The following is a 23,124-nucleotide window of genomic DNA, read 5'->3' as shown; positions in this document are numbered from 1 at the left end:
AAAGCCCCTTTGGGGCTTTTTTTATACAATGAATAAAAATAAAACGAGGGAAGTAAACAAGTGGCCAACAAAACCAACCTGAGTATTGGTGCTGTGATCGTACTTTTGATTGCTGCGTATTTCGGAATCGATCTTCAAGAAAATCAATTACAAACATCGACACCATCAGTCACGGTAGAGCCCTCTACACAGACCAGTCAACCGCAAAATCAAGTGCTTGATGGCACAACAAAAATTGCCCAAGCGTTTCAAAACCGGAAAAGTAATATTCAAGTTCAATCACAAGGGCGTGTTGTGGCTGTGCTTAAAGATGATAATGACGGTTCTCGTCATCAAAAATTTATTGTAGAACTTCCTAATGCAATGACGGTTTTGATTGCACATAATATTGATTTAGCACCCCGTATTGAACGCTTACAGAAAGGGGATACCGTTGGTTTCAATGGTGAATACGAATATAGTGAAAAAGGCGGGGTGATCCACTGGACACATCACGATCCACAACAGCGCCATGAAGGTGGTTGGTTAAAGCACCAAGGAAAAACCTATCAGTAGTAGAGCAATTTTGTTCTATACGTTTTGCTGAATCGCAGTATGCTGAGTGTTCAGGAGAGGCCAACTCATGCACGAAATCAGACCCAGTGAATTTGTAAATTACCATCATGTTCAAGAACTTGATGGTCTTGAAATGTTAAAAGCCTCCTATCAACATACGCAGTTTTCAAAACATACCCATGAAGGCTACTGTATTGGTTTAATTGATGAAGGTGCGCAGTCTTTTTTACGCACAGGAAATCAGCATATTGCACCGCAAGGCGACATTATTTTAGTGAATGCTGATGAGGTACATACGGGTTCTTCTGCTGTTGAAACTGGGTGGTGTTATCGAGCAATTTATCCGACTCCTGAAATGATCCAAGAGGTGAGTCAAGATTTTTTTCATGAAGCAGGTACTATGCCGTGGTTTCCACAAGCTGTGGTTCATGATGAAGGGCTAGCCGAACAATTGAGTTTGCTGTTCGATTTGTTATTACAGCCGAAAAATACACTGTTTAAGCAGAGTTTATATATTTCAACTTTGGCTTATTTATTAAGCCGTTATAATCAATCTAAGAAAATATTAAAAGACTTGCCTGAAGCGCAACGTAAAGTAGTCTTGGTACAAGAACTACTTGCTGCGGAACCTGAAAGAGAGCATCAACTGGCCGAGCTCGCCGCTGTTGTCGGGATGAGTCCATGGCATTTACTACGTCAATTTAAAAAGTTTACAGGACTTCCACCTCATGCATGGTTGGTACAGTTTCGATTACGTAAATCTTTATATTTACTTAAACAAGGCTGCGAGATTGCGACAGTCGCACAACTCTGTGGTTTCTCTGATCAAAGCCATTACACTCGTCATTTTAAAAAGTCTTTGGGCTGTACGCCTGCGCAATATCTGGCACATAAAATTTAAAATAACAGCAATTTCATACAAGAAAGCCATTTAAGCCATGCCGCATATTGACTCTAGCGAATTGAAAAATGGAGTCTGCTGTGCAGTCGCAATTGATCCAACAGAAAAGTTTAGGTTTTTTCCGTGGCGTACAGGATATGTTGCCGCTTTCAGTCGCCGTTATTCCATGGGGAATATTGGCAGGCTCAGCAGCGATTAATGCGGGTCTGAGTGTCATGCAAGCTGTAGGCATGTCAGCGTTAGTGTTTGCAGGTGCGGCACAATTGGTCAGTTTGAGTATGCTCATGACGGGTGCATCTTTATTGAGTATTCTGATCACCGTATTTTTTCTAACCAGTCAGCACTTTATTTATGCACTGAGTTTAAGAGAGGAGGTGAAGCCGTGGTCACTCAAAAGAAGACTGAGTATCGGTTTTTTACTGACCGATGAACTCTACGCCACTGCGATGCTGAAGGAAAAGCTATCTTATGCCTATATGTTGGGTGCAGGATTCAGCTTTTATGTCAGTTGGGTGTTGTTTAGTCTAATGGGTATTTTGCTTGCAAATAAAGTACCTGATCTTTCAACTCTCCACTTAGAATTTTCAATTGTGGTGGTGTTCTTGGTTATGGCGGTGATGCTGATTCAAAATAAGGCCGCAATTTATGGCGTGGTGAGTTCCTCGATCATGGTGCTGATTTTGAGTTGGTTCGAGCTTGGATCAGCTATTTTGCTGGCTGGATTTAGTGGGATGTGGATTGCTGCGTTTTTTGATCAAGCAGAGGACTAAAACATGACCTGGTTATTTGTTTTGAGTCTGACCTGTGTGACTTTTTTTAATCGGTATTTATTTTTAGAGCCAAAAACTCAAATTCGGCTGCCTAAATTTGCGACACGCATGCTGAAATATGCGGCACCTTGTCTGATGGTTTCAATTTGTTTGCCACTGGTTTTTTTCGAAGGCGGACACTGGAAAGGGATATTTGTAAATAGCTATTTTTATGGGGCAATTTTTACGCTGTTAATCACTCTTTTGACGAGAAAATTATTGCTCAGTATTTTGCTGAGTTTAGGATTTTTTTACGGTCTGAATCTGTTATTCGATTTCTAGCATTTCATCAGCAAATAGGCCCATAAAATACCGAAAAAAGCATGAAAAAGTGCGAGAGCCCGATCTTTTTCATTGCTTTTAAATTTGTGTTACCCTAAATGCTCACCATTTGCGATTTTTTCTATGTCTATCAAATTGGCGTAGCTTTGATTGGGGAACTAAAAAAGTTGAAAATAGAGCAAATGAGGCGGGGTTTGAGAACTTTGAAGAAATAAGAAGGTTTTCTTTTGAGTTTTGGTTTATAAAACTGCCCTAATTATACAAAAACAAGCAGGGCAATAGTGAATCTAATATCGCAAAAATAGCGCTTAATTTACTAGGTAATTCATAAAATCATTTTAATTTGAAGAATGCTTAAAACTACAGTTCAGGGTGGGTAGAAAAATTGGCTTTGATCAGATAAGAATGAGCCGAGAAAATATTTAATTTTGCTAGTCTTCCACCGCTGTAAAAATGTGAGAGCACTCGCTTCAAAAAAATCGGATCGATTAGATTTCGCATCTTATTCAAACTAAGCATCTGGGATGGATTAAATGATGGAGATCGAGCTGTTTACGGTTGTGTAAAACATTAGGCAAAGATAGGACAATAAAAAAAGCCACATTACTGTGGCTTTGCTGTCAAATGCATGCTGTAGGAAAGAATCTTAAGAGTTTGGTCCATCAATACGTTCAATGCTGACTTTCGCAGTACCTGCATTGGTAATACCCAGTTGCTTCGCAGCACCATAAGAAAGATCAAGTACGCGGTTACCATGGAATGGGCCGCGGTCATTTACTTTAACCACAACACTTTTACCATTGGTTTTATTCGTTACACGAATAAAGCAGTTTAGTGGCAAGCTACGATGAGCTGCAGTTAATGCATTCATATCGAATGTTTCACCGCTTGCTGTTTTACGACCGTGGAACTGACGACCATACCAAGACGCCATACCCGTTTGACTAAACTTACGTACTGTATTTGATGCAACAGTATTTAACTTTTCAATCACTGAAGGCTCTTCTTCAGGGATCTCAATTTTTGCAGCGATTGTTTCGCGACGAATTTTATCGCCTGAACGTTCAGTGATTGAAAGGCTATTTAAATTTGAGAAGTGTGAGTTAAAGCCTTGAGCATCTTTATTCAAGACACGCGCAGCTAGGCGAGAGTTATCGTTATCATTGGTAAATGATGACTGAACCATCTCTGCTTGCGATTGGCTCAGCGCGATGGTCGAGGCAATGGCCAGTATATATTTAAGCGAAGACTGCATTTATAAACTCCAAAAGACAATACTTTTTTCTTTAAACTAAGTGGTTGAAAGATAAAAAAACTTGCCTGTTAATTCACTTTTGCAACAACATTTGACGAAATGGATAATATTCATGCAGTCATAAGCATGTCTAGTGTTTAATTAAAATAATGATAAAAACTACATAAACCGAACATTTTTTGGTTAAAAAACAATCAATATTGTAACAAGGTGTGAAAAATGCCGAAATTTACATCATTTTTAAATATATTTTTGTTGACATCTCAAGATTGAGTAAAAAGCTAGCCTTATCGGCTAGCAATTTCAGCCCCTAATTGCCACACTGCAGTCGCATACATACGGCTCTTGTTATAGGTCGTAATCACTTGAAAGTTAGGGTAAGTAATATAATAACTTTGCCCATAATTTTCCTGTAGTTGGATCACATTCACCATATCTAAATCATCGATTTTGACAATCGGATTGGTCGGTTGAATGCCCTGATTTTTTAAAACGCCATAAGGTGTCGGTAAAGTTAAATCTTTGGCAATGACCGCTTCAGGATTTGAGCCACTATAGCGTGCTGCGAATCCAATTGGTTGATTACGTTGCCAGCCATGATTTGCTAAATAGTTGGCAATTGAACCAATCGCATCGACTGCTGAATTTCGTAAATCGACATGACCATTGCCGTCATAATCCACCCCAAACTTTGGAATATTGCTTGGCATAAATTGTGGATAGCCAACCGCACCTGCATACGAACCTACAACCGAGTTGGTTGGCACGCCATCTTTATAGCTCCATGCGATTAAAGCACTGAGTTCATCTTGGAAATATTGCTTACGACGTTCGTAACCAAAACCTAAAGTGGCTAAAGCATCACGGGTGACAAAATTACCTTTGTTCGTCCCAAAACCTGTTTCTACCCCTAAAATGCCGAGAATGACTGATTGCGGCACACCAAATTGTTGTTCGGCGCGGTTTAAAGTATCTGCGTACTGTGCTTTAAAACGGACACCACGTTGAATGGTGCTTTCTGCCATAAAGTTGGTTTTATATTCGTACCACGGTTTACTTTCACCAGGGCGGTTCATAATGTTGATGATGTTAGGTACATTTTTAGAACCATTCATCGCCCAATCGACTTGTTCAGCAGACAGGCCATAATTTTGCATGGTTTTTTGTTTAAAGCTGAAATAGTCAGGATGAGAAGAGAAATCGTTGGCTTGGCAAAAACTGGTGATCGACAAGGCGCCAATCAATAAAGGTAAACGTTTAACTTTGTTATAAAAGTTTAAATTTAACATAGAAGTCTAATTTCCAGAGTCGTTATTGGCAGTGGAGCAAAGCGAATAGGGTAAAGCCCATAGTTCGCGTTTCTGTTATGTCGAAATTCTTGTGAACGGAGTCTATCGTGAATAGGCTTTAAGATAACATTGTCTGTACTGAAGCGGGCAAATAGGTATACAAAAAAAGACAAACTCAGCCTATATAAAGGACAGATCATTAAAAATGACACAGATTTTTAGGCAGAGTATCTATGTGACTATATAAGTCAAGTTTTACTGACTGATATAAAAAGTCTTCCTTATATAGAAGCAATTAAAATTGTAGTGTTTAGGGTCTAGTGACAATGACAAAAAGATCTGGTCTCAGCTTATAAATGGACTTTATATAAAGAGTAAGAAATCACAGCTTAGAAACCAAAATGACCCTACACAAGTAGAGTCATTTTGATCTGAAAAGTCTCGAAGACTTTTAGTACTTAAGCATGAAATAAGGTGTCGTGATATTCAGCTAAAGCTAAAAGTTCATCTTTGGTTAAATTGGGGATGATTTTATTGGCAGCAATATGCACTGCTTTAATGACAGCTGCAGAACCGATATCGGCCGCTTTACGCTTAATCATGCCCAAATCGAGGGTTTTATTAAAGTCATTCATGAAGTGGCGTACAGTCGCTTCAGCAAACTGTTTATACAGTTCAGTTAACGCGGCTTTATCTACTTCATTGCCTGCTTTAATTTCAGCATAGTTATATTTGAGGCTGGTCACTAAGCTTGCATCTAACGCTTCACCCACACGGAACTGACCTTCAGCATCTTTAAACAAGCTTTTTTCAGAAAACTGAATCGATGCTTGAACCACATCATTCGATGATTTGCCTAAAAGTTGCTTCAACAAAACCGCAACTGTTGACTTAATATAGCCAGCCAGTTTCTCGGCTGTGTCACGTTTATCACTCGGTGGAAAACGGCGAACTAACTCAGTCAAAATGGCATCAATAATTTCATCATTGATGAGGAGTGCTGTTTTATCTCGAAGTGGATATAAAGGTTCACTTGAGTTTTTCTTCTGCTGAGCAGTTTGAATAGTCTGTAAAAGTTCAGTCGATGGAATAAAACCAAAAAATGGCATCGTGTATTAACCTCAATGTTCTTTATTTTATTGTCGCGCCAATCGAATTGGGCGGGGCATCCATGACACATCTGACACACGACAAGGGTTAATGTCTAAACCACCACGGCGTGTATAAGCTGCGTACACCATCAGCTTTTCAGGTTTCAAATTTTGCCAAATATCGGCAAATATTTGTTCCACACATTGTTCGTGAAAACCGTTGTGCTGACGATAAGAGATAATATAAGCCAGTATGCTGTTATAACAAGGCTTTTTACCTTTATATCGGATAAATACCGTGCCCCAATCAGGTTGTCCAGTGACTGGACAGTTACTTCTGAGTAAATGCGAGTAAATCTGTACTTCAACATCTTCCGCAGTATCATCTAATGCCAATAGATTTGCATTGGGATGATTTTCCAATTGGGTTGGAGTCAGTTCATCTATACAGGTACCTTCAGGTTGGCTAATTTCCACATCATCGACATGAAAAAGATCAATATTCACATCTGCGCCAGCAGCCGCCGATAAATCCTGTTCGACTGTTTCTTTAAACGCAGCTTTAGACTCAAACTGAGTAAAGTTCATGCTATTAAAGTAGAGTTTTAATGACTTTGACTCAATGAGGTTGGGCGAGGTGGCCGGCAGGCTGATGCGACCAATGGCAACTTGCGGAACACCATGGTGATTTAACCAAGAAATTTCAAAAACATGCCACCAGTCTTTACCTTGTTGAATACCTTCAATATGCGCATAGTGCTCACGTGCTGTAGCACGAGCAATAGGAAAAAGAATATCGGGTTGATAAGTTGTAGGGTAATTGGTGTCTTTACCCAAAAGAGAATGTTCTACACTCATTATTCACGCATTCCTGAACCACGAGAAAGTAAATAGTAAGCAATGCCATAAAGCACTGCACAGCATATGGTCATAACAGATAGGGAGACGACGACGTTAACATCGCTATGACCTAAGATACCGAAACGAAAAGCATTGACCATATATACAATTGGATTGATCAACGATAAATTTTGCCAAAAAGGGCTGAGTGCTGAAATGGCATAAAATACGCCACCTAAATAAGTTAAAGGCGTCAGCACAAAGGTTGGGATGATGGAGATGTCATCAAAAGATTTGGCATACACCGCATTGATAAAACCACCCAGTGAAAATAAGAACGAGGTGACCAAGACGGTGTAAATGGTAACAAACCAATTGGTAATATAAAGGTCAGTAAAAAATAAACTCATGGCCGTCACAATGATACCGACCAAGACCCCGCGACAGACACCGCCTAAGACAAAGCCCCATAAAATGGCATGCAAAGGTACAGGACTCATGATCAGCTCTTCAATACTTTTTTGAAATTTGGCACTAAAAAAGCTCGAAGAAACGTTAGCATAACTGTTGGTAATCACAGCCATCATAATTAGTCCAGGCACGATGAACTGCATATAGCTAAAACCGCCCATCTCACCAATACGAGAACCGACCAAATTACCAAAAATCACAAAGTACAAGCTCATGGTAATGGCAGGTGGAAGCAAGGTTTGCGGCCAGATGCGCATAAAGCGGCGAATTTCTTTATGCACCAAAGTATATAAAGCTACGCTAAGTTGATTTAAGTTCATGGCGTAGTTCCTTCGAGATTTTTTTCAACCATCTTCACAAACAGTTCTTCTAAACGGTTAGATTTGTTCCGCATACTACGAACTCGGATTCCTTGCGATTCGAGCAATTGAAATAAGTCATTGAGAGTATGTGCCCTATCCATAGTCACTTCTAAAGTCACGGCATCGACTAAATGGAAACGAACGCCAATGATGTCGATATGAATCGGTTCAATCGGTGCGGCCAAATCAAAAATAAAGGTTTCTTCATTGAGCTGATTGAGAAAATTTTTCATGCTGGTGTCTTCTTTAATGACACCACGGTCAATAATGGCAATTCGACGACACAGCATTTCTGCTTCTTCTAAATAATGTGTGGTTAAAATGATCGATGTGCCTTTATTGTTCATTTCTGTGAGGAAGTCCCACATCGAACGACGTAGCTCAATATCAACCCCTGCTGTGGGTTCATCTAAAATAAGGAGTTTCGGTTCATGCATCATGGCACGAGCAATCATCAGGCGGCGTTTCATACCGCCTGAAAGCATACGGGCTTGAACGCCGCGTTTTTCCCATAAGCCGAGTTTTTCTAAATATTCTTCGGCACGAACTTCCGCAATTTTTTTAGGAATACCATAATAGCCCGCTTGTGTGACTAAGATATCGAAGGTTTTTTCAAACTGACCGAAGTTAAACTCTTGAGGTACAACCCCTAAGCACTGTTTGGCTTGAGAGGGGTGCGTGTCGAGATTATGTCCAAAAATTTCGACAGTGCCTGAGGTTTTCTTGGTCAATGAGCTGATAATACCAATCGTTGTAGATTTGCCTGCACCATTTGGTCCAAGAAGGGCATAGAACTCGCCTTCAGGAACAGTTAAATCGATGCCTTTTAAAGCCTGAAACCCATTTTTATAGGTTTTGGACAAATCTCTTAACGTCAATGCATCAGTCATGAAATTCTCGAATGATTAATAGTGGCACTATTGTGAGTGATTATGCCTAATAAACCAAGTAATCTACTCGCAATTCTGTGTTGCAGATATGGAACATTGTATAAAGCATAAGCAGGAAAATCACTCTAAGCTATATAGATGCTTTACCTTGTGATTTTTTTTGATATGATGTGCTCGCGCGCTCATAGCTCAACTGGATAGAGTACAGGTCTCCGAAGCCTGTGGCGTGGGTTCGAGTCCCGCTGAGCGCACCATTTACTTATTTCAATACATACCAAAATAACCTCAAACACCTATAAATACTGTATTATCTGCCTTTTTCTTGTTTCAATTTGTTCCATACTGTACCGCTATAATCCATTTTTTTAGGGGCTATGCTTAGCAGTACATCAAAACAATAGTCTAAAATCTTTGCAAAAGCTTATTGACCCCATTCATTCGTGTGGCTTTCCCACCCGCTAAAATCACCAGTGTTGTTGCTGGAGTGTTGTTGCTGGGTTGTTTTGCATGATTTAGACCTAACATCTGTGTATAGGGGTAGCAATAACGATCGTTCAATATTGAGATGTACGGTCTAAGACAAAGCTGTCCAAGTCTTAGACCGTGTGCAAAAAAGTATTTGGTTTGTATCACTATCCAATCGATGTTCTTAGATCGAGATGAAATCGACATAGTCCAATGTTACAGGGGCATCAGATCGGGCAGGGATTCGAACTATACTATTGGCTCGATTTAAATTACTGAGCATGTGGGATTGTTGTTTGCCGAGTTTGGAAACGGTTAATTGTCCAAATTCGTTGACATCTAATACCATGCGAACCAGTTGCTCACGGCTGTCTTGTTTAATGCTGTCGTTGAAGCGAGCTTTTTTCCACGCGGGTGCAGGAGACGTAACCCCCTGTAAAGCCGCCAATAATGTCGATACATGTACAGCAAGACAGGTGAGCACAGCAGCAGGGTTCCCAGGCAAACCAATCAAATAAGAATGATGACTGCCTGTTTGATATTCAGCAAAATATAGTGGTTTACCCGGTTTTTGTGCAACTTGCCAGAAAATCTCTGTTGCACCTAAAGCCATTGAAACAGGTCGAATCAAGTCATAATCGCCTACCGAAACACCGCCTGTAGTAATGACTACATCATAATGATTCATGGCATTCGAGAGCGCTTGTGTGAGTATCTTCTCATCATCAATCACATGTTCTAAATGCACTTCAGCAAAACCCTGTTCTTTGAGCCAAGTACGGATCATTGGCGCATTGGCATCGAACACTTTAGATTGATTGTCCAGTTGCGTACTGACTTCATCACCGGTAATAATCACTGCAATTTTAGGTTGGCGATAAACCTCGACATGCTGAACACCCGCCATACTGAGTGCCGCAATTAAACCGCTGCCTAAACGCTGACCTTGCTGTGCAAGTGTTGTCCCGATGGATAACTCCTCACCTTGATAACGAATGTCTGCACCTTTGTCCAAAGCTTGAGTTAGAGTCGCTTGCTTATGGCCACGCGTAATAATTTCCTGTCGAGCCACAGTATCTGCTGAGTTTGGCAGCTTGCCCCCAGTAAAAATACGAACGGTTTGACCTGCTTGAATCTCAATATGTTCTTCAATACCTGCACGAATTTCACCAACCAATTCAAAGCGAGTAATTCCTGCTTGCAAGTCTTCAGAGCGCAGCGCATAGCCGTCAACCGCACTTTGGGTAAATAGAGGCAAGGCAACTGTTGATAAAACATCTGCCGCTAAAACATGCCGATGCGCCTGTACTAAAGGCATAGTAACGACAGGCAATGTTTGGACGGCGCTATAGTGTTCAAGAGCTTGATCGAGTGTAATTAAACCAACGCCAGAGCAACTCATTCATAGCCTCCCGGATGAGGTAGATCACGGCAGACATCAAAAATATGAACCAAAGCAGGTAAAATGGCTGCCATAGATTCACTTGCACCACCACGGCTGCCCGGAAGGGTAATCACCAATGAACGGTCGATAAAACCTGCAACGCCACGTGACATCGCAGCATAAGGGGTACGTTTTTGTCCGAAAGCACGTGCGGCTTCCATCAGGCCATTGAGCTCACGTTCAAGTAAAGGCTCAAGTGTATCTACTGTAATGTCACGTTTGCCGATGCCTGTTCCGCCTACAGTAATAATGCAGGCATAAGATTGAGTGAGCTCTAAGACCAATGCTTTTAACTGATCGGCTTCGTCAGGTAAAATTTGATAATGAATTGGATCAAAACCAGCTTCGGTTAAGGTCTCGACGACGGAGCGGCCAGCAGTATCGGGTTTTCGACCTGCGGCAACGGTATCCGACAGAACCAATACTGCCGCAGAAACAGGCTGACGCAAATGACGTTTAAAGTGTGATTTTCCGCCTTTTTTCAGATCGAGTTTACATTGTTGAATGATCAGCTCATGCGGTTCGCAATGGGGTTTGAGCATGTCGTAAATGGTGAGAGCCGCAATACTGGCAGCGGTCAACGCTTCCATTTCTACACCTGTCGGCCCAATCGTTTCAACGGTTGCACGAATAACCACACGGTCGACAAGTAGTTCAAAATCGACATCGGCGCGGTAAATAGGCAGGGGGTGGCACAGCGGAATCAGTTCATCGGTACGTTTTGCGGCTAAAATCCCAGCAATGCGGGCTGTTTTGAGAGCATCACCTTTTTCGGTATTGCCGTCGGCAAGAAGTTGTAAACAATGTGCAGGGGCAAGCAGTTCAGAGCTTGCAGTTGCAACGCGATAGCTTTCTGGCTTCATGCCAACGTTTTTCATAAAGTATTCCGAAACATTGAAGTGTTGATCTAAAGTGAAACTGTTCAATCAAGAGAAAAAGTTTATGACGTATTTAGATAACACAAAAATAAAAGCGGATACAGTCGAATGACTGACAAACTCAAAATTAACTAGTTGATTAACCCCCTATGGCATGCATACTGATTTTGCGCGTTGGGGCGTGCTGATGTTCAATAAACCCCGCTTTTTTATGCCACACAGCATTGAGAATCTGGGCTTGTAATAAAGCGGGATCTTTTTGTTGAAGTAAATGACGTAGCGGTGTTCCGGTATTGGCAAATAAACAGGTAAAAAGCTCTCCCGTTGCAGTGATACGTAAACGGTTACAGCTTTGACAGAATGGTTTGCTGATGGTGGAAATAATGCCTAATGTGTACTGATCATTAAGCATATAAATGGTTGCAGGGTCATGTCGTCTGGGTTGTTTCTGAATCTGAAAATGGGGCTTAAGTGTTTGGATAATGTCATCTTCAGTGATAACTTTTTTAGGCTGCCAGTGCTCAGGTTGATCTAGAGGCATATATTCAATAAAACGTAATGCGATCTTCTGCTGATAAGCCCATTGAGTCAGTTCAAGCACTTCATGATCATTTTGTCCTGCGACTAAAACACAGTTCAATTTTATCGGCAGATTGGCTTGCTGTGCTGCCGCAATGCCTTCGAGAACAGGTGCTATCGGACGTTTGGTCATGTTCATAAACGTGTCTGCATGAATGCTATCGAGGCTGATATTGAGATCATCTAGTCCTGCTTCTTTTAGCGCTCGTGCATACTTGTTTAAATAGAAAGCATTACTGGTCATGGAAATACGTTCTAAACCGTGTGGCTTGAGCCGATTCAAAGCATCAATAAAATTGACTACGCCTTGACGCATTAAAGGCTCCCCACCTGTTAAACGAATGTGCCGAATGCCTAAACTGACCATCATTTCACAAAAGTTTAACAGCTCTTCAAAGCTTAAGATGTCTTTTTTTGCCAACCATTCCGGCCTATCGGGCATGCAATAACTACAACGAAAGTTACAACGATCTGTCAGTGAGATTCGGAGTTTATGTTTATGACGGCCAAATTGATCGATCAGTTGCGCTGACCTATGTTCTAAGCGTGTAGTCGTCGAACCGTCCATAGTCGCTCCACTTCGTATTTACATACGATTTAGTTTTTATAAATGAGAGTATGAAATGTTTTATTTCAAAGATCAAACGGCGCCTTGAAGTCGTTTAGTTCGTTCATTTTCAAAAAATGAGAGGGTGTTCCTCGAACACGATCCATCAAGTCATTGTCTTTTGTAATAATTCATCTATTGAAATTGCATACCAAAAGGGGGATATTTTTGATCAGAAGTATTTTGGAATTGTGCCAAGAAATGTAGGCATGATGAATAAGAAATGGACAACAAAAAAAGGATGAGAAATCCAAATCGCTTACGAATGCTATGAGCAAAACGAACAGTGAATTGATCATTGCAGAACTTTTTACCGAAGATAAATATTGAGGGCGGTGAGATGGAAAACACTGAAGAGAAAAAGCATGACGATGAAGAAACCAGCTATGCGCGAATAGAACCTTATACCAATCCTGCGGGTGGATGGGGTGCGTTGTTAAGTGTTGCAAGAAACTTAAAGAGACAGGAAGTTTTCAAAAAAGGTGCGATTACGCTCCTCAATATTAACCAACCCACGGGTTTTGACTGTCCAGGATGTGCATGGCCTGAAAAGAAAGATGCACATGCCTTTAACTTTTGTGAAAACGGTGCAAAAGCCGTTGCCTTTGAAGCCACTTCAAAACGTGTTACACCTGAATTTTTCGCAACCCATACGGTCAGTTGGCTGTCTGAACAGAGTGATTTCTTGCTTGAAGATTCAGGTCGTCTAACCGACCCAATGCGCTATGACAGCGCGACAGATAAATATGTGCCCATCTCATGGGATGATGCTTTTGCCTTAATTGCAAAACATTTACATGCCTTGGATCATCCAGATCAAGCGGCATTTTATACTTCGGGTCGTGCCAGTAATGAAGCAGCATTTCTGTATCAACTCTTTGTCCGCGCTTATGGTACCAATAACTTCCCAGACTGTTCCAATATGTGCCATGAGACCACCAGTGTTGGCCTACGTGACTCAATTGGTTTGGGTAAGGGAACGGTGACTTTAGACGATTTTGATATCGCCGATGCGATTTTCAGTTTTGGGCATAATCCGGGCACCAACCATCCGCGGATGTTGGGGACTTTACGTGAAGTATCGCGTCGTGGTGGCAATATCGTTGCCATTAACCCCTTAAAAGAACGTGGTTTAGAACGTTTCCAAGATCCTCAAGCACCTGTTGAGATGATGACCAATGGCAGTACACCTATTAGTCGTTATTATTTCCAACCCAACGTGGGCGGTGACTATGCACTCATGTTCGGGATGCTGAAACATTTACGTGAGTGGGATATTCAAGCACTGGCAGCAGGAAAAAAGAGCGTGTTTGACCGATCTTTTATCGAAATGAATACAGTCGGTTTCGATGCCATGATGGAAGAAATAGATCGTACTGCATGGTCCGATATTCATGCACATACGGGACTTAGCCCTGAGCATTTAGAATCTTTAGCTAAAATGTATTTGGATGCCAAAACGGCCATTTTCTGTTGGGGCATGGGGATTACACAGCATCGGCACGGGACTGCGAATGTACATATGCTCGCGAACTTAATGTTGGCAAGAGGGCATATTGGTCGTCCAGGGGCAGGCTTAGCACCGATTCGTGGGCACAGTAATGTGCAGGGCGATCGAACCATGGGGATCAATGAACGACCAAGCCCAAAATTGCTGGATAGTCTGGACCGAGTATTCGGCATTAAGTCGCCACGTGAACATGGTTTTGGCGTGGTGGATACCATTAAGGCCATGTATGAAGGTGGTGTAAAAGTTTTTATTGGTTTAGGTGGTAATTTTGCTGTTGCCACTCCAGATACACCGTATACACAAGAAGGCTTACGTCGTTGTGATTTGACGGTACAGATTGCAACGAAGTTGAATCGTAGCCATTTGGTTTGTGGTAAAGAGGCATTACTTTTACCCTGTTTGGGCCGTACCGAAGTTGATATGCAACAGCATGGGCCGCAGGCAGTGAGTGTTGAAGACTCCATGAGTAATGTGCATCTTTCAGCAGGGCGTAATGAGCCTGCTTCTAAGAATCTACTTTCAGAGCCTGACATTGTGGCGCGTATGGCGGCAGCCGTCTTACCAGACAGTGATATCAAGTGGAAATGGTATGTAGAAAGTTATGACCGTATTCGAGATTCGATTGAAGATGTGTTTGATGAATTCCATGATTTTAATGAACGTGTCTATCAGCCGGGTGGCTTCCACTTAGAGCATCCAGCCAATCAGCATGTATGGAATACGCCTGCAGGCAAGGCACAGTTTTTAATTACGCCGTTGGCTGAAGTGTATGCCGATAAAGAGAATAAATACGCTGAACAATATACAGGGGCCAAAGTCTATACTCTAATGACCACACGCTCTCATGACCAATACAACACAACCTTGTATGGACTCGATGACCGTTATCGTGGGGTATTTGGTCAGCGCCGTGTCTTGTTTATGAATGCAGAAGATATCGCTGCGGCTGGTTTTGTTGCAGATCAATGGGTGGATATCGAAAGTATTTATTCGGACGGTGTTAAACGTGTGGTTCAAAGCTTCCGTATCGTCCCGTATAACATTCCACGAGGTAGCCTCGCAGCCTATTATCCGGAGACCAATCCATTGGTTGCACTCAGTAGCCATGATAAATACGCCAAAATACCGGCGTCGAAAAGCGTGCCTGTGATTTTGCATGCAGGCCAAGCGCCTGAACATTTCAACTTGGCACAAACGGTTGATCCTGAAGATGCCAATCAGATCGTGAATCGAGTAGGCTAGTTGATTCAATGCTGAAATGACGCCTGATTTGCAGGTGTCATTTTTTTCATGATTGAAGGGTTGAGTGTTTAGGGAAGATTGGAAAATTATTATGGATATTCGGGGGTCTAAGTTGAGTTCTCTGGGCTATGAAACAGTTGATATTCAGCGTTTAAGTGAAAATAGAGCTGTTGAACAATCTGATTTTGTGGTGCAAGAATACCCTATTGCTTTGGTTTATAATGATATTTCCCATGCAGTAATGATGGCAACGCCAGCTGATATTGAAGTCTTTGCGAAAGGTTTTAGCTTGTCTGAAGGTATTTTGAAGAGTTTGAAAGAGCTTTACTCTTTGGACATACACGAAACGGAATTTGGGATCCAAGTCGAAATGACAATTTCTAGTCGGGCCTTTATGGCACTCAAACAACATCGGCGGATGATGGTTGGACGCACGGGTTGTGGTCTCTGTGGGATTGAAAGCTTGCAGCAACTTCATTTGGATTTACCTCAAATTACCACAGCCCTTTGTGAGGGATGGCTAGTTCAAATTCCCCAAGCCATTGCTCAACTCAATACCCGACAGAAAATCACCCAAATGACGGGCGGTGCACATGCGGCTGCATGGGTTGAAGCGGGGGAAATAGTGGCTTTGTTTGAGGATGTAGGCCGACACAATGCTTTAGATAAACTATTGGGTTATATTGCAGAACATCATTATGATGTAAATCAAGGTTTTGTGGTGATGACCAGCCGCGCTAGTTATGAGTTGATTCGTAAGTGTGCTCAACTGAATATTGCCTTGCTGGCGTGTATTTCAGCCCCAACCAGTATGGCGATTAATATGGCAAAGCAGTCAGGTTTGACCTTAGCGAGTTTTTGTCGCGGCGATGGTTTTGTTTTATATACTTGATATTCAAAATTTTGCTGTATAAAAAGTAAAAGGTTTTTCTTTAGGTCATCTGTGTCGATGACAGGTCTTTATTTGAGTGAATGTATGCAGGACGTCAAATTAAAATTACAGCTCAGAATACTTCTCAATCAAGACATTGCATTTGGGCCGGGTAAGGCCGAGTTATTGGAAGAAATTCGCCGTACAGGTTCAATTTCTCAAGCTGCAAAAAGTATGAATATGAGTTACCGCCGTGCATGGCAGTTGGTTGAAACTATGAATCATAGCTTTCAGTCAGGATTGGTCGAAACTCAAAAAGGTGGAACGCATGGGGGTGGGGCAAAACTCACAGACTTGGGCGAAAGTATTTTAAGTCAATTTAGACAGATGGAAATAAAAGCACGCCTTGCAATTGAACAGGATTTTGCAGAAATAGCTCGACACCTTAAACAATAACCTAGTCAGGTCAGCTAGATCCTTCTCATATTGATTCATGGCATACATGAATAAGCTTCCTCTATTTGATAAAACCTCTTATCTACTCACTCGATTGTAAGAGCAGTATCAGTCACGTGATTAAGATACAAACACTTTAACTTGAACGATAAATAATCTGTTTCTAGAATTGACGTTGCTTGTGTATCCATATATTTTTTAAAACATATCGGTCAATTTATAATGCTTAAGGGGAACATGGTGCTGCTTAATTTTAAGAATAAGTGCATGCAATATGCGATGTTGTGTTGTGGTTTGGCTCTTGCGGCACAGGTACATGCAGAGCAAGCCATTACCGTTTATGCAGCAGCCAGCTTGACCAATGCTATAGCAGATGTCGATGCAATGTTTGAACAACAAAAAAGAGTACGCGTGAAAACCTCTTATGCAGGCTCGTCGACCTTGGCCAAGCAAATTGAAGCGGGTGCACCTGCGGATGTTTTTATTTCGGCAGATGAACAGTGGATGAATTATCTGCAAAATAAAAAGTTAATTGTGCCGAATAAACGTGTGAATTTATTGGGTAATCGTCTTGTTCTGATTTCGCCAAAAGCTAAGCCCGTCAAAATAAAAATGGATAAAAGTTTTGATCCTTCTACCGCCTTTCAAGGCAAGCTTTGTACAGGAGACACCAAAAGTGTCCCTGTAGGAAAATATGGTAAACAGGCACTGACCGCGTTGGGATGGTGGTCAAAACTTGAACCAAGATTGGTTGAAACTGAAGATGTCAGAGCTGCGCTCAACTTTGTAGCACGTGGTGAATGTCAGCTTGGCATTGTCTATGCAACCGACGCTGCTATCAGTAAAGATGTCACCGTCGTTGGTGTTTTCCCTATTAATACCCATACCCCGATTGTTTATCCCTTAGCTCTTGTCAAAAATAATCCCGATGCGCTAGCGTTTTATCAGTTTGTACAAAGTAAACAAGCACATGCAGTCTTTAAAAAATATGGCTTTACCGTTTTATCTGCTGCTAAGTGATGATGTTTTCTTTATCGGCTGAAGAGATAGAGGTACTCAAGTTATCCTGCCAAGTGGCTGCAACCTGTTTGGCATTTAGCCTGATCCCTGCGTTGGTAGTGGGTTGGGTTTTGGCACGTAAAGAGTTTTTTGGCAAATCCTTATTTGAAACCTTTATTTTTCTACCGCTGGTGCTGCCGCCTGTGGTGCCGGGATATTTGCTGTTACAGGTTTTTGGAGGAAACGGGATACTGGGTAAGTATCTTGAGCCCTTTGGACTCAATTTTGCATTTAACTGGAAAGGCGCAGTTTTGGCCTCAGCCGTGATGGGCTTTCCACTCTTGGTTCAATCGATTCGTTTGGCCATAGAGTTGGTGGATCAACGGCTAGAAATGGCGGCGAAAACGCTTGGTGCTTCCTCCTTGGGCACTTTTTTTTATGTCACTTTGCCTTTAGCCAGCAGTGGCATATTGGTGGGGGCGATTTTATGTTTTTGTCGCAGTCTGGGCGAGTTTGGCGCAACCATTACCTTTGTCGGTAATATTGCAGGGGAGACCAGAACTTTGCCCTTGGCCATGTATAGCTTGATGCAGCAACCCGACACAGAACAAGCGGTTTGGCGATTGATTATTCTGTCATTAACTGTGGCATTTTTGGCGTTATGGTTTGCCCAGTGGTTCCATCGCTATCAGAAAAACAAACGAGGACATTAAGACGATGATTGACTGTCATATTCAGTTAAATTTAGGCAAATTTAAACTCGATCAGACATTTTCATCTGAACATCCTGTCGTTGGTTTATTTGGAGCGTCAGGCTCAGGAAAAACCAGTATTTTGCATGCCATTGCAGGACTCAACACTCCAGTCAAGGGCTGGATTAAAATCAACCATCAGACATGGTTTGATGCGAAAAATAAGATTAATTTAAACGTGCAGCAACGTCATGTGGGTTTGGTTTTTCAGGATGCACAACTGTTTCCACATATGACGGTGATGCAAAATTTATTGTTTGGCTATAAGCGCATTCCGCCTGAAAGCCGACGTTTTGATCCCGATTATATTATTGAACTGCTTAAACTTAATCATTTACTCAGTCGTATGCCGACGAAGCTTTCAGGTGGTGAAAAGCAGCGAGTTGCATTGGGTCGGGCACTGTTGTATTCGCCAAATTTATTATTATTAGATGAACCATTGTCTGCGTTAGACGCTGCACATAAACAGGAAATCCTTCCTTTTTTTCAAACCGTCCAACATGAAACCCATATCCCGATGTTGTATGTCAGCCATGATATGGATGAAATTAAGCAGCTGACCGAAGCAGTTTGGTTGCTTTAATTGAACACATTTCAGCTTCAACTTTTAAAGAGGGAACGAATAAAAACAGAAAAAATGGGCCTCCGTATCAGCTTAGGATTATTCGGTACTATTTTTATAAACAGACGGCGCTTGGCCTGTCCAGCGTTTAAATGCCCGACGAAATTCACGTACTTCACTAAAACCTAAAGCTTGGCTAATGTCCCCAATGGAGAGATTATTTTCAAGCATCTGTTTCGCTTTTCGTTCTAACACGGTTTGTCGAATTTGCTGAAAACTAATGCCTTCTAGCAATAAGGAACGTCGAAGATGACGCTCACTCATTTGTAAATAGTCTGATGCGAGTTGCATATCAAAGCGCACAGGAAGGTGCTGCTCGATAAGCTGTTCTAATAAATATGCATATTGTGCATTATTGAGCTGATCAATTTCTTGTTGTGCACGTTCACAAATCTGGATGGCAGTTGCATAGTTGGCAGGGCTATAAGTTTTGAGTGGGCGCTCTAGCATACTTCGTTTAAATCGAATGACATTTCTGTCTGCATTAAACCGAATCGGGCAGGAGACAATTTTTTGATATTCGGCAAGATGCGTGGTCGGAGAATAAGTCAGCTCTAACTGAATAATATCTTGATGATCGCCTAACATGGCGTTGAAACAGGCCATGATGCTGCTCAGCAGTTCCTCACAGAAAAATATTTTGAGGTTTGTCGGTGTAATATTTTCGATGAACTCTAATTCAACACTCTCCCCAGAAATTGTAAAGTTCAAGTTTAAAACACTACCCGAAACTTGATGGTAACGTAGAGCAATCTCTAAGGCATCCGCTACAGTTTTACAAGACTGCATGGCAAAACCTAAAATACCCATGGAAATCAGGCCTTCACTACTGCCAATTTTTAAGCCTAAGCTAGGGTGCTGGCTCGAAGCCAAGGCATTTTGAATCACATGACATAACTGAGTAAAACTCACATAGCCATGGGCTTGCTGGATTTGATTGATATTCACGCCTGAATGCTGGAACCACGTGCTGTAATCCCAATGCTGCTGTTCTGCATAATGCAGCAGCCCCGCCAATATTGTGGGTGGGATATATTGCCGTGTATGAACGGTGTAATTTGACTGTTTAGGCATAAGTCCGTTTTGCCCCCCTGAATAGCGATCATTCAACCCTTTTTGGTATCTCATAATTTTGTTTAACTTTCAATATGCCAAAGCGCAGATCAATTCAACGTAGTGATGAAAGGAAAATCAAATGAAGCCAAAGGATTGGACAAAGCAAGAAAATCAAATGAGTCAGTTGAGTAAAGTGTATGTACTGGGCGAATGTGGAGTGAGTCGTCCATGAAAACTCAAAAGACATATACGTGGTCGAACTGGTCAGGGCTTCAACAGGCTCATCCACAACACATTTTGCACCCTGAGAATGTATTGGAGTTACAGCATATTGTACAAAGTCACCCGAAAATACGGGTTGTGGGGGCAGGACATTCCTTTACCCCCCTAGTATGCACCGATGCGACTTTGGTGTCATTGAACCAAATTTCTGGTGTGTCCTCATCAGATACAGCGCACTGTCGCTGCAGTCTTTATGCAGGGACTCGATTGTACAATTTGGATCAATATCTAGAGCCCATCAATCAAGCTTTAATGAACCAAGGCGATATCGACCAGCAGAGCCTTGCGGGGGCCGTTTCAACTGGAACGCATGGTACAGGTGCAGACTTGCATTGTATTTCAGCTTATGTGGAAAATTTTGAGTTATTAACTGCTGCAGGTGAAATTCTCAATTGTAGTCGCACCGAAAATCCAGAAATCTTTGCGGCTGGACGTGTTTCATTAGGTAGTTTGGGTATCTTGACCAAAATTACCATGCAAAATCGTCCGCGCTTTAAATTGAAGGAACATATTCAGCTTTGTACAGTAGCAGACATGATGCAGTTTATTCAGCAATGGAAGCAACAGCATCGACATATTGAATGTTTTGTTTTTTCCCATGCCGAAAAACTCATGTTAAAAACCTTAGATGAGACAGATGAAGAGCTACAACCCCGTAAAGAAAGCTATCTGTCTGAGGATACGTTGTTAACGGTCTGTTCGGAATTAATTAAAAACGTTCCATCCTTGAATCCTTATGTGCAAAAGCTGTTAGGCACTTTTGTTAAACCAACAACAGCTGTGGATTGGTCAAGTAAGATCTTTCCGACAGTACGTAATACCAAATTTAATGAAATGGAGTATCAGATTCCTGTTGATGACGGTTTGGATTGCTTAGAAGAGGTATTAGCGGCATTGCGACAGCATAAGGTTGCGACCTTTTTTCCGCTCGAGTTTCGTTTTGTTAAAGGGGATGATATTTGGATCAGTCCGTTTTATCAGCAAGACTCTATTTCGATATCGGTACATCAATATCATAAGCAAGACCCACGGTTAATTTTTGATATTGTGGAGCCTATTTTTCAGAAATATAAGGGACGGCCCCATTGGGGCAAAATGCACAGTATGACTTCAATGCAGCTTCGAAGTTTATATCCAAAGTGGGATGATTTTCTTACGCTACGTCAAAAACTGGACCCTGAGCGGAAGTTTTTGAATCCTTATTTAGAGCAGTTGTTTTTGGGATGATTGGTGGTGAGCAGGATATGGCTAAAGTGTATGGCTGTATGGGATGGATGGTTCGCTAAGCATAAGCCTGACGAAGAGCTCTACACTAAAGCTCAGGTTGATGGCTTTGGCTTTTAGCAATACGTCATATGCTTAGTAAGCTGGTTTAAGTTGACTACTTTTATTCAGAATAGGACAAAAAGAATGTTGGATCACTATTTTAAAACACTCAATTTAGACTTAAAAACACAAGGGATTGCGACACCCCAACTGATTGTAGATGAGGCTGCATTACAACAGAACCTCCAATATATTCAAACGAAGCTCGTTCAGGCGAAACAGTTAAAACCACGTTTAGTGGTCAAATCATTGGCCAGCCTCGATTTACTCCAGCTGCTGTCGGAGAAATTGAATACACAGCGTTTTATGGTTTTTCATTTGCCACATATCGAGTTGATATTAGAAAATTTCACCGCAGCTGATCTTTTATTAGGTAAGCCCATGCCTGCCCAAGCAGCTCGCACTTTTTATGCACAAAACTCAGCTTGGACAAAGGCAAATATCCAATGGTTAGTCGATACTAAAGAACGGTTGTTGCAATATTTAGAGATAGCCAAAGACTATGCCATAAGTCTGCACGTGAATATTGAAATTGATGTGGGCTTACATCGTGGTGGGGTGCAGTCTGAAACGCAACTCGCTGAAATGTTAAGTGTAATCCAGCAATATCCACAATATTTAAAACTGTCAGGCTTGATGGGCTACGATGCGCATGTCACTAAAATACCATCGATCATCAAAAAACCAGATCAGGCCTATCAAGAGTCGCAGCAGATTTATTTAAATTATCAAAAGGTCATTCAAACGCAGTTTCCAGCACTTTGGAACAGTGATCTTTGTTTTAATGGTGGCGGTAGTCCGACCTTTACTTTTCATGTCTCAAAGAGCGTTTGTAATGATCTATCTTTTGGTTCGATGTTGCTCAAACCCAGCGACTTTGAAAATGAATCATTAAAGTCTTTACAGCCTGCGTTATGGATTGCGACTCCTGTGCTAAAAGTTCTGCCTTTTGCGCAATTACCTGCAATGCCTTTATTGAATAAATTACCGCATAAATCGAAAGCACTGTTTATTTATGGTGGTTATTGGCTGGCGGATTATGTTTATCCCAATCAGTGTCGTCCGCATCTATTGTATGGGCGGAGCAGTAATCAAGAGTTGGTCAATGTTTCTAGAAATTGCGATATTCAAGTGGATGATTTTGTCTTTTTAAGGCCTACACAGAGTGAAGCGATCCTTCCTCAGTTTTCAGAATTAAAACTGTATAAACAGCATGCTTTTGAAACATGGCAAACTTTTCGAGAATAATAAAAGCCACTCAATCGAGTGGCTTTTATTTTATGGACTTAA

Annotated in this window: 22 protein-coding genes and 1 tRNA gene; 13 read left to right on the top strand and 10 right to left on the bottom strand. The window is 41.6% G+C overall.

All coding sequences use genetic code 11. The annotated features are described in order from the left end of the window. The first annotated feature begins 60 nt into the window (after positions 1-60). From KVY11_RS11085 to KVY11_RS11070, 4 genes are all read left to right on the top strand, one after another. A complete protein-coding gene (locus KVY11_RS11085) occupies positions 61-555 on the top strand; it encodes a DUF3465 domain-containing protein (RefSeq protein WP_218288965.1) in 495 nt (164 codons plus the stop codon). A gap of 67 nt (positions 556-622) precedes the next feature. Next, positions 623-1,456 carry an AraC family transcriptional regulator gene (locus KVY11_RS11080; RefSeq protein ID WP_218288964.1) on the top strand — a complete coding sequence of 278 codons (834 nt, stop codon included), beginning with the start codon at positions 623-625 and terminating at the stop codon, positions 1,454-1,456. A 68-nt stretch (positions 1,457-1,524) separates the two neighbouring features. Beyond that, the gene (locus KVY11_RS11075; protein WP_218288963.1) at positions 1,525-2,226 is read left to right on the top strand and encodes an AzlC family ABC transporter permease; all 702 of its coding nucleotides are present in this window, start codon (positions 1,525-1,527) and stop codon (positions 2,224-2,226) included. Between the two features lie 3 nt (positions 2,227-2,229). Then, positions 2,230-2,547, top strand: coding sequence for an AzlD domain-containing protein (locus KVY11_RS11070; protein WP_218288962.1), 318 nt, complete (start codon positions 2,230-2,232; stop codon positions 2,545-2,547). Positions 2,548-3,193: 646 nt separating this feature from the next. Here the strand turns inward: KVY11_RS11070 and KVY11_RS11065 are convergent. From KVY11_RS11065 to KVY11_RS11040, 6 genes are all read right to left on the bottom strand, one after another. After that, on the bottom strand, positions 3,194-3,802 hold the full coding sequence (locus KVY11_RS11065; protein ID WP_004695839.1) for a septal ring lytic transglycosylase RlpA family protein: 609 nt from the start codon (positions 3,800-3,802) through the stop codon (positions 3,194-3,196). A 287-nt stretch (positions 3,803-4,089) separates the two neighbouring features. Continuing rightward, positions 4,090-5,091, bottom strand: coding sequence for a lytic murein transglycosylase B (gene mltB / locus KVY11_RS11060; protein WP_218288961.1), 1,002 nt, complete (start codon positions 5,089-5,091; stop codon positions 4,090-4,092). 458 nt (positions 5,092-5,549) lie between these two features. After that, a complete protein-coding gene (locus KVY11_RS11055) occupies positions 5,550-6,200 on the bottom strand; it encodes a hypothetical protein (RefSeq protein ID WP_218288960.1) in 651 nt (216 codons plus the stop codon). Positions 6,201-6,227: 27 nt separating this feature from the next. Next, positions 6,228-7,040 carry an NADPH-dependent 7-cyano-7-deazaguanine reductase QueF gene (queF, locus tag KVY11_RS11050; protein WP_218288959.1) on the bottom strand — a complete coding sequence of 271 codons (813 nt, stop codon included), beginning with the start codon at positions 7,038-7,040 and terminating at the stop codon, positions 6,228-6,230. Beyond that, positions 7,040-7,813, bottom strand: a complete 774-nt coding sequence (locus tag KVY11_RS11045; RefSeq protein ID WP_004982514.1) for an ABC transporter permease — start codon at positions 7,811-7,813, stop codon at positions 7,040-7,042. The genes queF and KVY11_RS11045 overlap by 1 nt, the downstream gene beginning before the upstream one ends. Continuing rightward, the gene (locus KVY11_RS11040; RefSeq protein WP_195728148.1) at positions 7,810-8,745 is read right to left on the bottom strand and encodes an ABC transporter ATP-binding protein; all 936 of its coding nucleotides are present in this window, start codon (positions 8,743-8,745) and stop codon (positions 7,810-7,812) included. The genes KVY11_RS11045 and KVY11_RS11040 overlap by 4 nt, the downstream gene beginning before the upstream one ends. Positions 8,746-8,923: 178 nt before the next feature. On the opposite strand from KVY11_RS11040, the gene KVY11_RS11035 reads away from it, so the two are divergent. Further along, positions 8,924-8,999: transfer RNA gene (locus KVY11_RS11035), tRNA-Arg, on the top strand. A 395-nt stretch (positions 9,000-9,394) separates the two neighbouring features. Here KVY11_RS11035 and KVY11_RS11030 read toward each other — a convergent pair. The 3 genes from KVY11_RS11030 to moaA form a co-directional block, all read right to left on the bottom strand. Then, positions 9,395-10,612, bottom strand: a complete 1,218-nt coding sequence (locus KVY11_RS11030; protein ID WP_218288958.1) for a molybdopterin molybdotransferase MoeA — start codon at positions 10,610-10,612, stop codon at positions 9,395-9,397. Continuing rightward, positions 10,609-11,532 (bottom strand): bifunctional molybdenum cofactor biosynthesis protein MoaC/MoaB, encoded by a 924-nt coding sequence (gene moaCB / locus KVY11_RS11025; protein WP_004982494.1) that lies wholly within the window; start codon positions 11,530-11,532, stop codon positions 10,609-10,611. The genes KVY11_RS11030 and moaCB overlap by 4 nt, the downstream gene beginning before the upstream one ends. A gap of 139 nt (positions 11,533-11,671) precedes the next feature. Continuing rightward, a complete protein-coding gene (gene moaA, locus KVY11_RS11020; protein ID WP_218288957.1) occupies positions 11,672-12,679 on the bottom strand; it encodes a GTP 3',8-cyclase MoaA in 1,008 nt (335 codons plus the stop codon). Positions 12,680-13,058: 379 nt separating this feature from the next. Here moaA and KVY11_RS11015 point away from each other — a divergent pair, with 379 nt between their 5' ends. From KVY11_RS11015 to KVY11_RS10990, 6 genes are all read left to right on the top strand, one after another. Beyond that, positions 13,059-15,470: an FdhF/YdeP family oxidoreductase gene (locus tag KVY11_RS11015; RefSeq protein ID WP_218288956.1), complete on the top strand. Its 2,412-nt coding sequence runs from the start codon at positions 13,059-13,061 to the stop codon at positions 15,468-15,470. A 91-nt stretch (positions 15,471-15,561) separates the two neighbouring features. Then, entirely contained in the window at positions 15,562-16,362 is an 801-nt protein-coding gene (gene fdhD / locus KVY11_RS11010; protein ID WP_218288955.1) for a formate dehydrogenase accessory sulfurtransferase FdhD, read from the top strand. Between the two features lie 84 nt (positions 16,363-16,446). Continuing rightward, positions 16,447-16,797, top strand: a complete 351-nt coding sequence (locus KVY11_RS11005; RefSeq protein ID WP_087013338.1) for a winged helix-turn-helix domain-containing protein — start codon at positions 16,447-16,449, stop codon at positions 16,795-16,797. Between the two features lie 279 nt (positions 16,798-17,076). Beyond that, a complete protein-coding gene (gene modA / locus KVY11_RS11000) occupies positions 17,077-17,817 on the top strand; it encodes a molybdate ABC transporter substrate-binding protein (RefSeq protein WP_371315990.1) in 741 nt (246 codons plus the stop codon). After that, on the top strand, positions 17,817-18,509 hold the full coding sequence (gene modB / locus KVY11_RS10995; RefSeq protein ID WP_010327198.1) for a molybdate ABC transporter permease subunit: 693 nt from the start codon (positions 17,817-17,819) through the stop codon (positions 18,507-18,509). Before modA ends, modB begins: the two co-directional genes overlap by 1 nt. Positions 18,510-18,513: 4 nt before the next feature. After that, positions 18,514-19,131, top strand: coding sequence for an ATP-binding cassette domain-containing protein (locus KVY11_RS10990; protein WP_218288953.1), 618 nt, complete (start codon positions 18,514-18,516; stop codon positions 19,129-19,131). A 78-nt stretch (positions 19,132-19,209) separates the two neighbouring features. Here KVY11_RS10990 and KVY11_RS10985 read toward each other — a convergent pair whose 3' ends face one another. Beyond that, a complete protein-coding gene (locus KVY11_RS10985; protein WP_218288952.1) occupies positions 19,210-20,298 on the bottom strand; it encodes an AraC family transcriptional regulator in 1,089 nt (362 codons plus the stop codon). A 156-nt stretch (positions 20,299-20,454) separates the two neighbouring features. Between KVY11_RS10985 and KVY11_RS10980 the strand changes: the two genes are divergently transcribed. Both KVY11_RS10980 and KVY11_RS10975 read left to right on the top strand, forming a co-directional pair. After that, positions 20,455-21,735 carry a D-arabinono-1,4-lactone oxidase gene (locus tag KVY11_RS10980; protein WP_218288951.1) on the top strand — a complete coding sequence of 427 codons (1,281 nt, stop codon included), beginning with the start codon at positions 20,455-20,457 and terminating at the stop codon, positions 21,733-21,735. 183 nt (positions 21,736-21,918) lie between these two features. Continuing rightward, the gene (locus tag KVY11_RS10975) at positions 21,919-23,082 is read left to right on the top strand and encodes an alanine racemase (RefSeq protein ID WP_218288950.1); all 1,164 of its coding nucleotides are present in this window, start codon (positions 21,919-21,921) and stop codon (positions 23,080-23,082) included. Positions 23,083-23,124 lie beyond the last annotated feature (42 nt).

Source organism: Acinetobacter sp. CWB-G5 (assembly GCF_019209785.1).
Classification (GTDB): Bacteria; Pseudomonadota; Gammaproteobacteria; order Pseudomonadales; family Moraxellaceae; genus Acinetobacter; species Acinetobacter johnsonii.
This window is presented reverse-complemented; position numbering and strand designations above follow the sequence as displayed.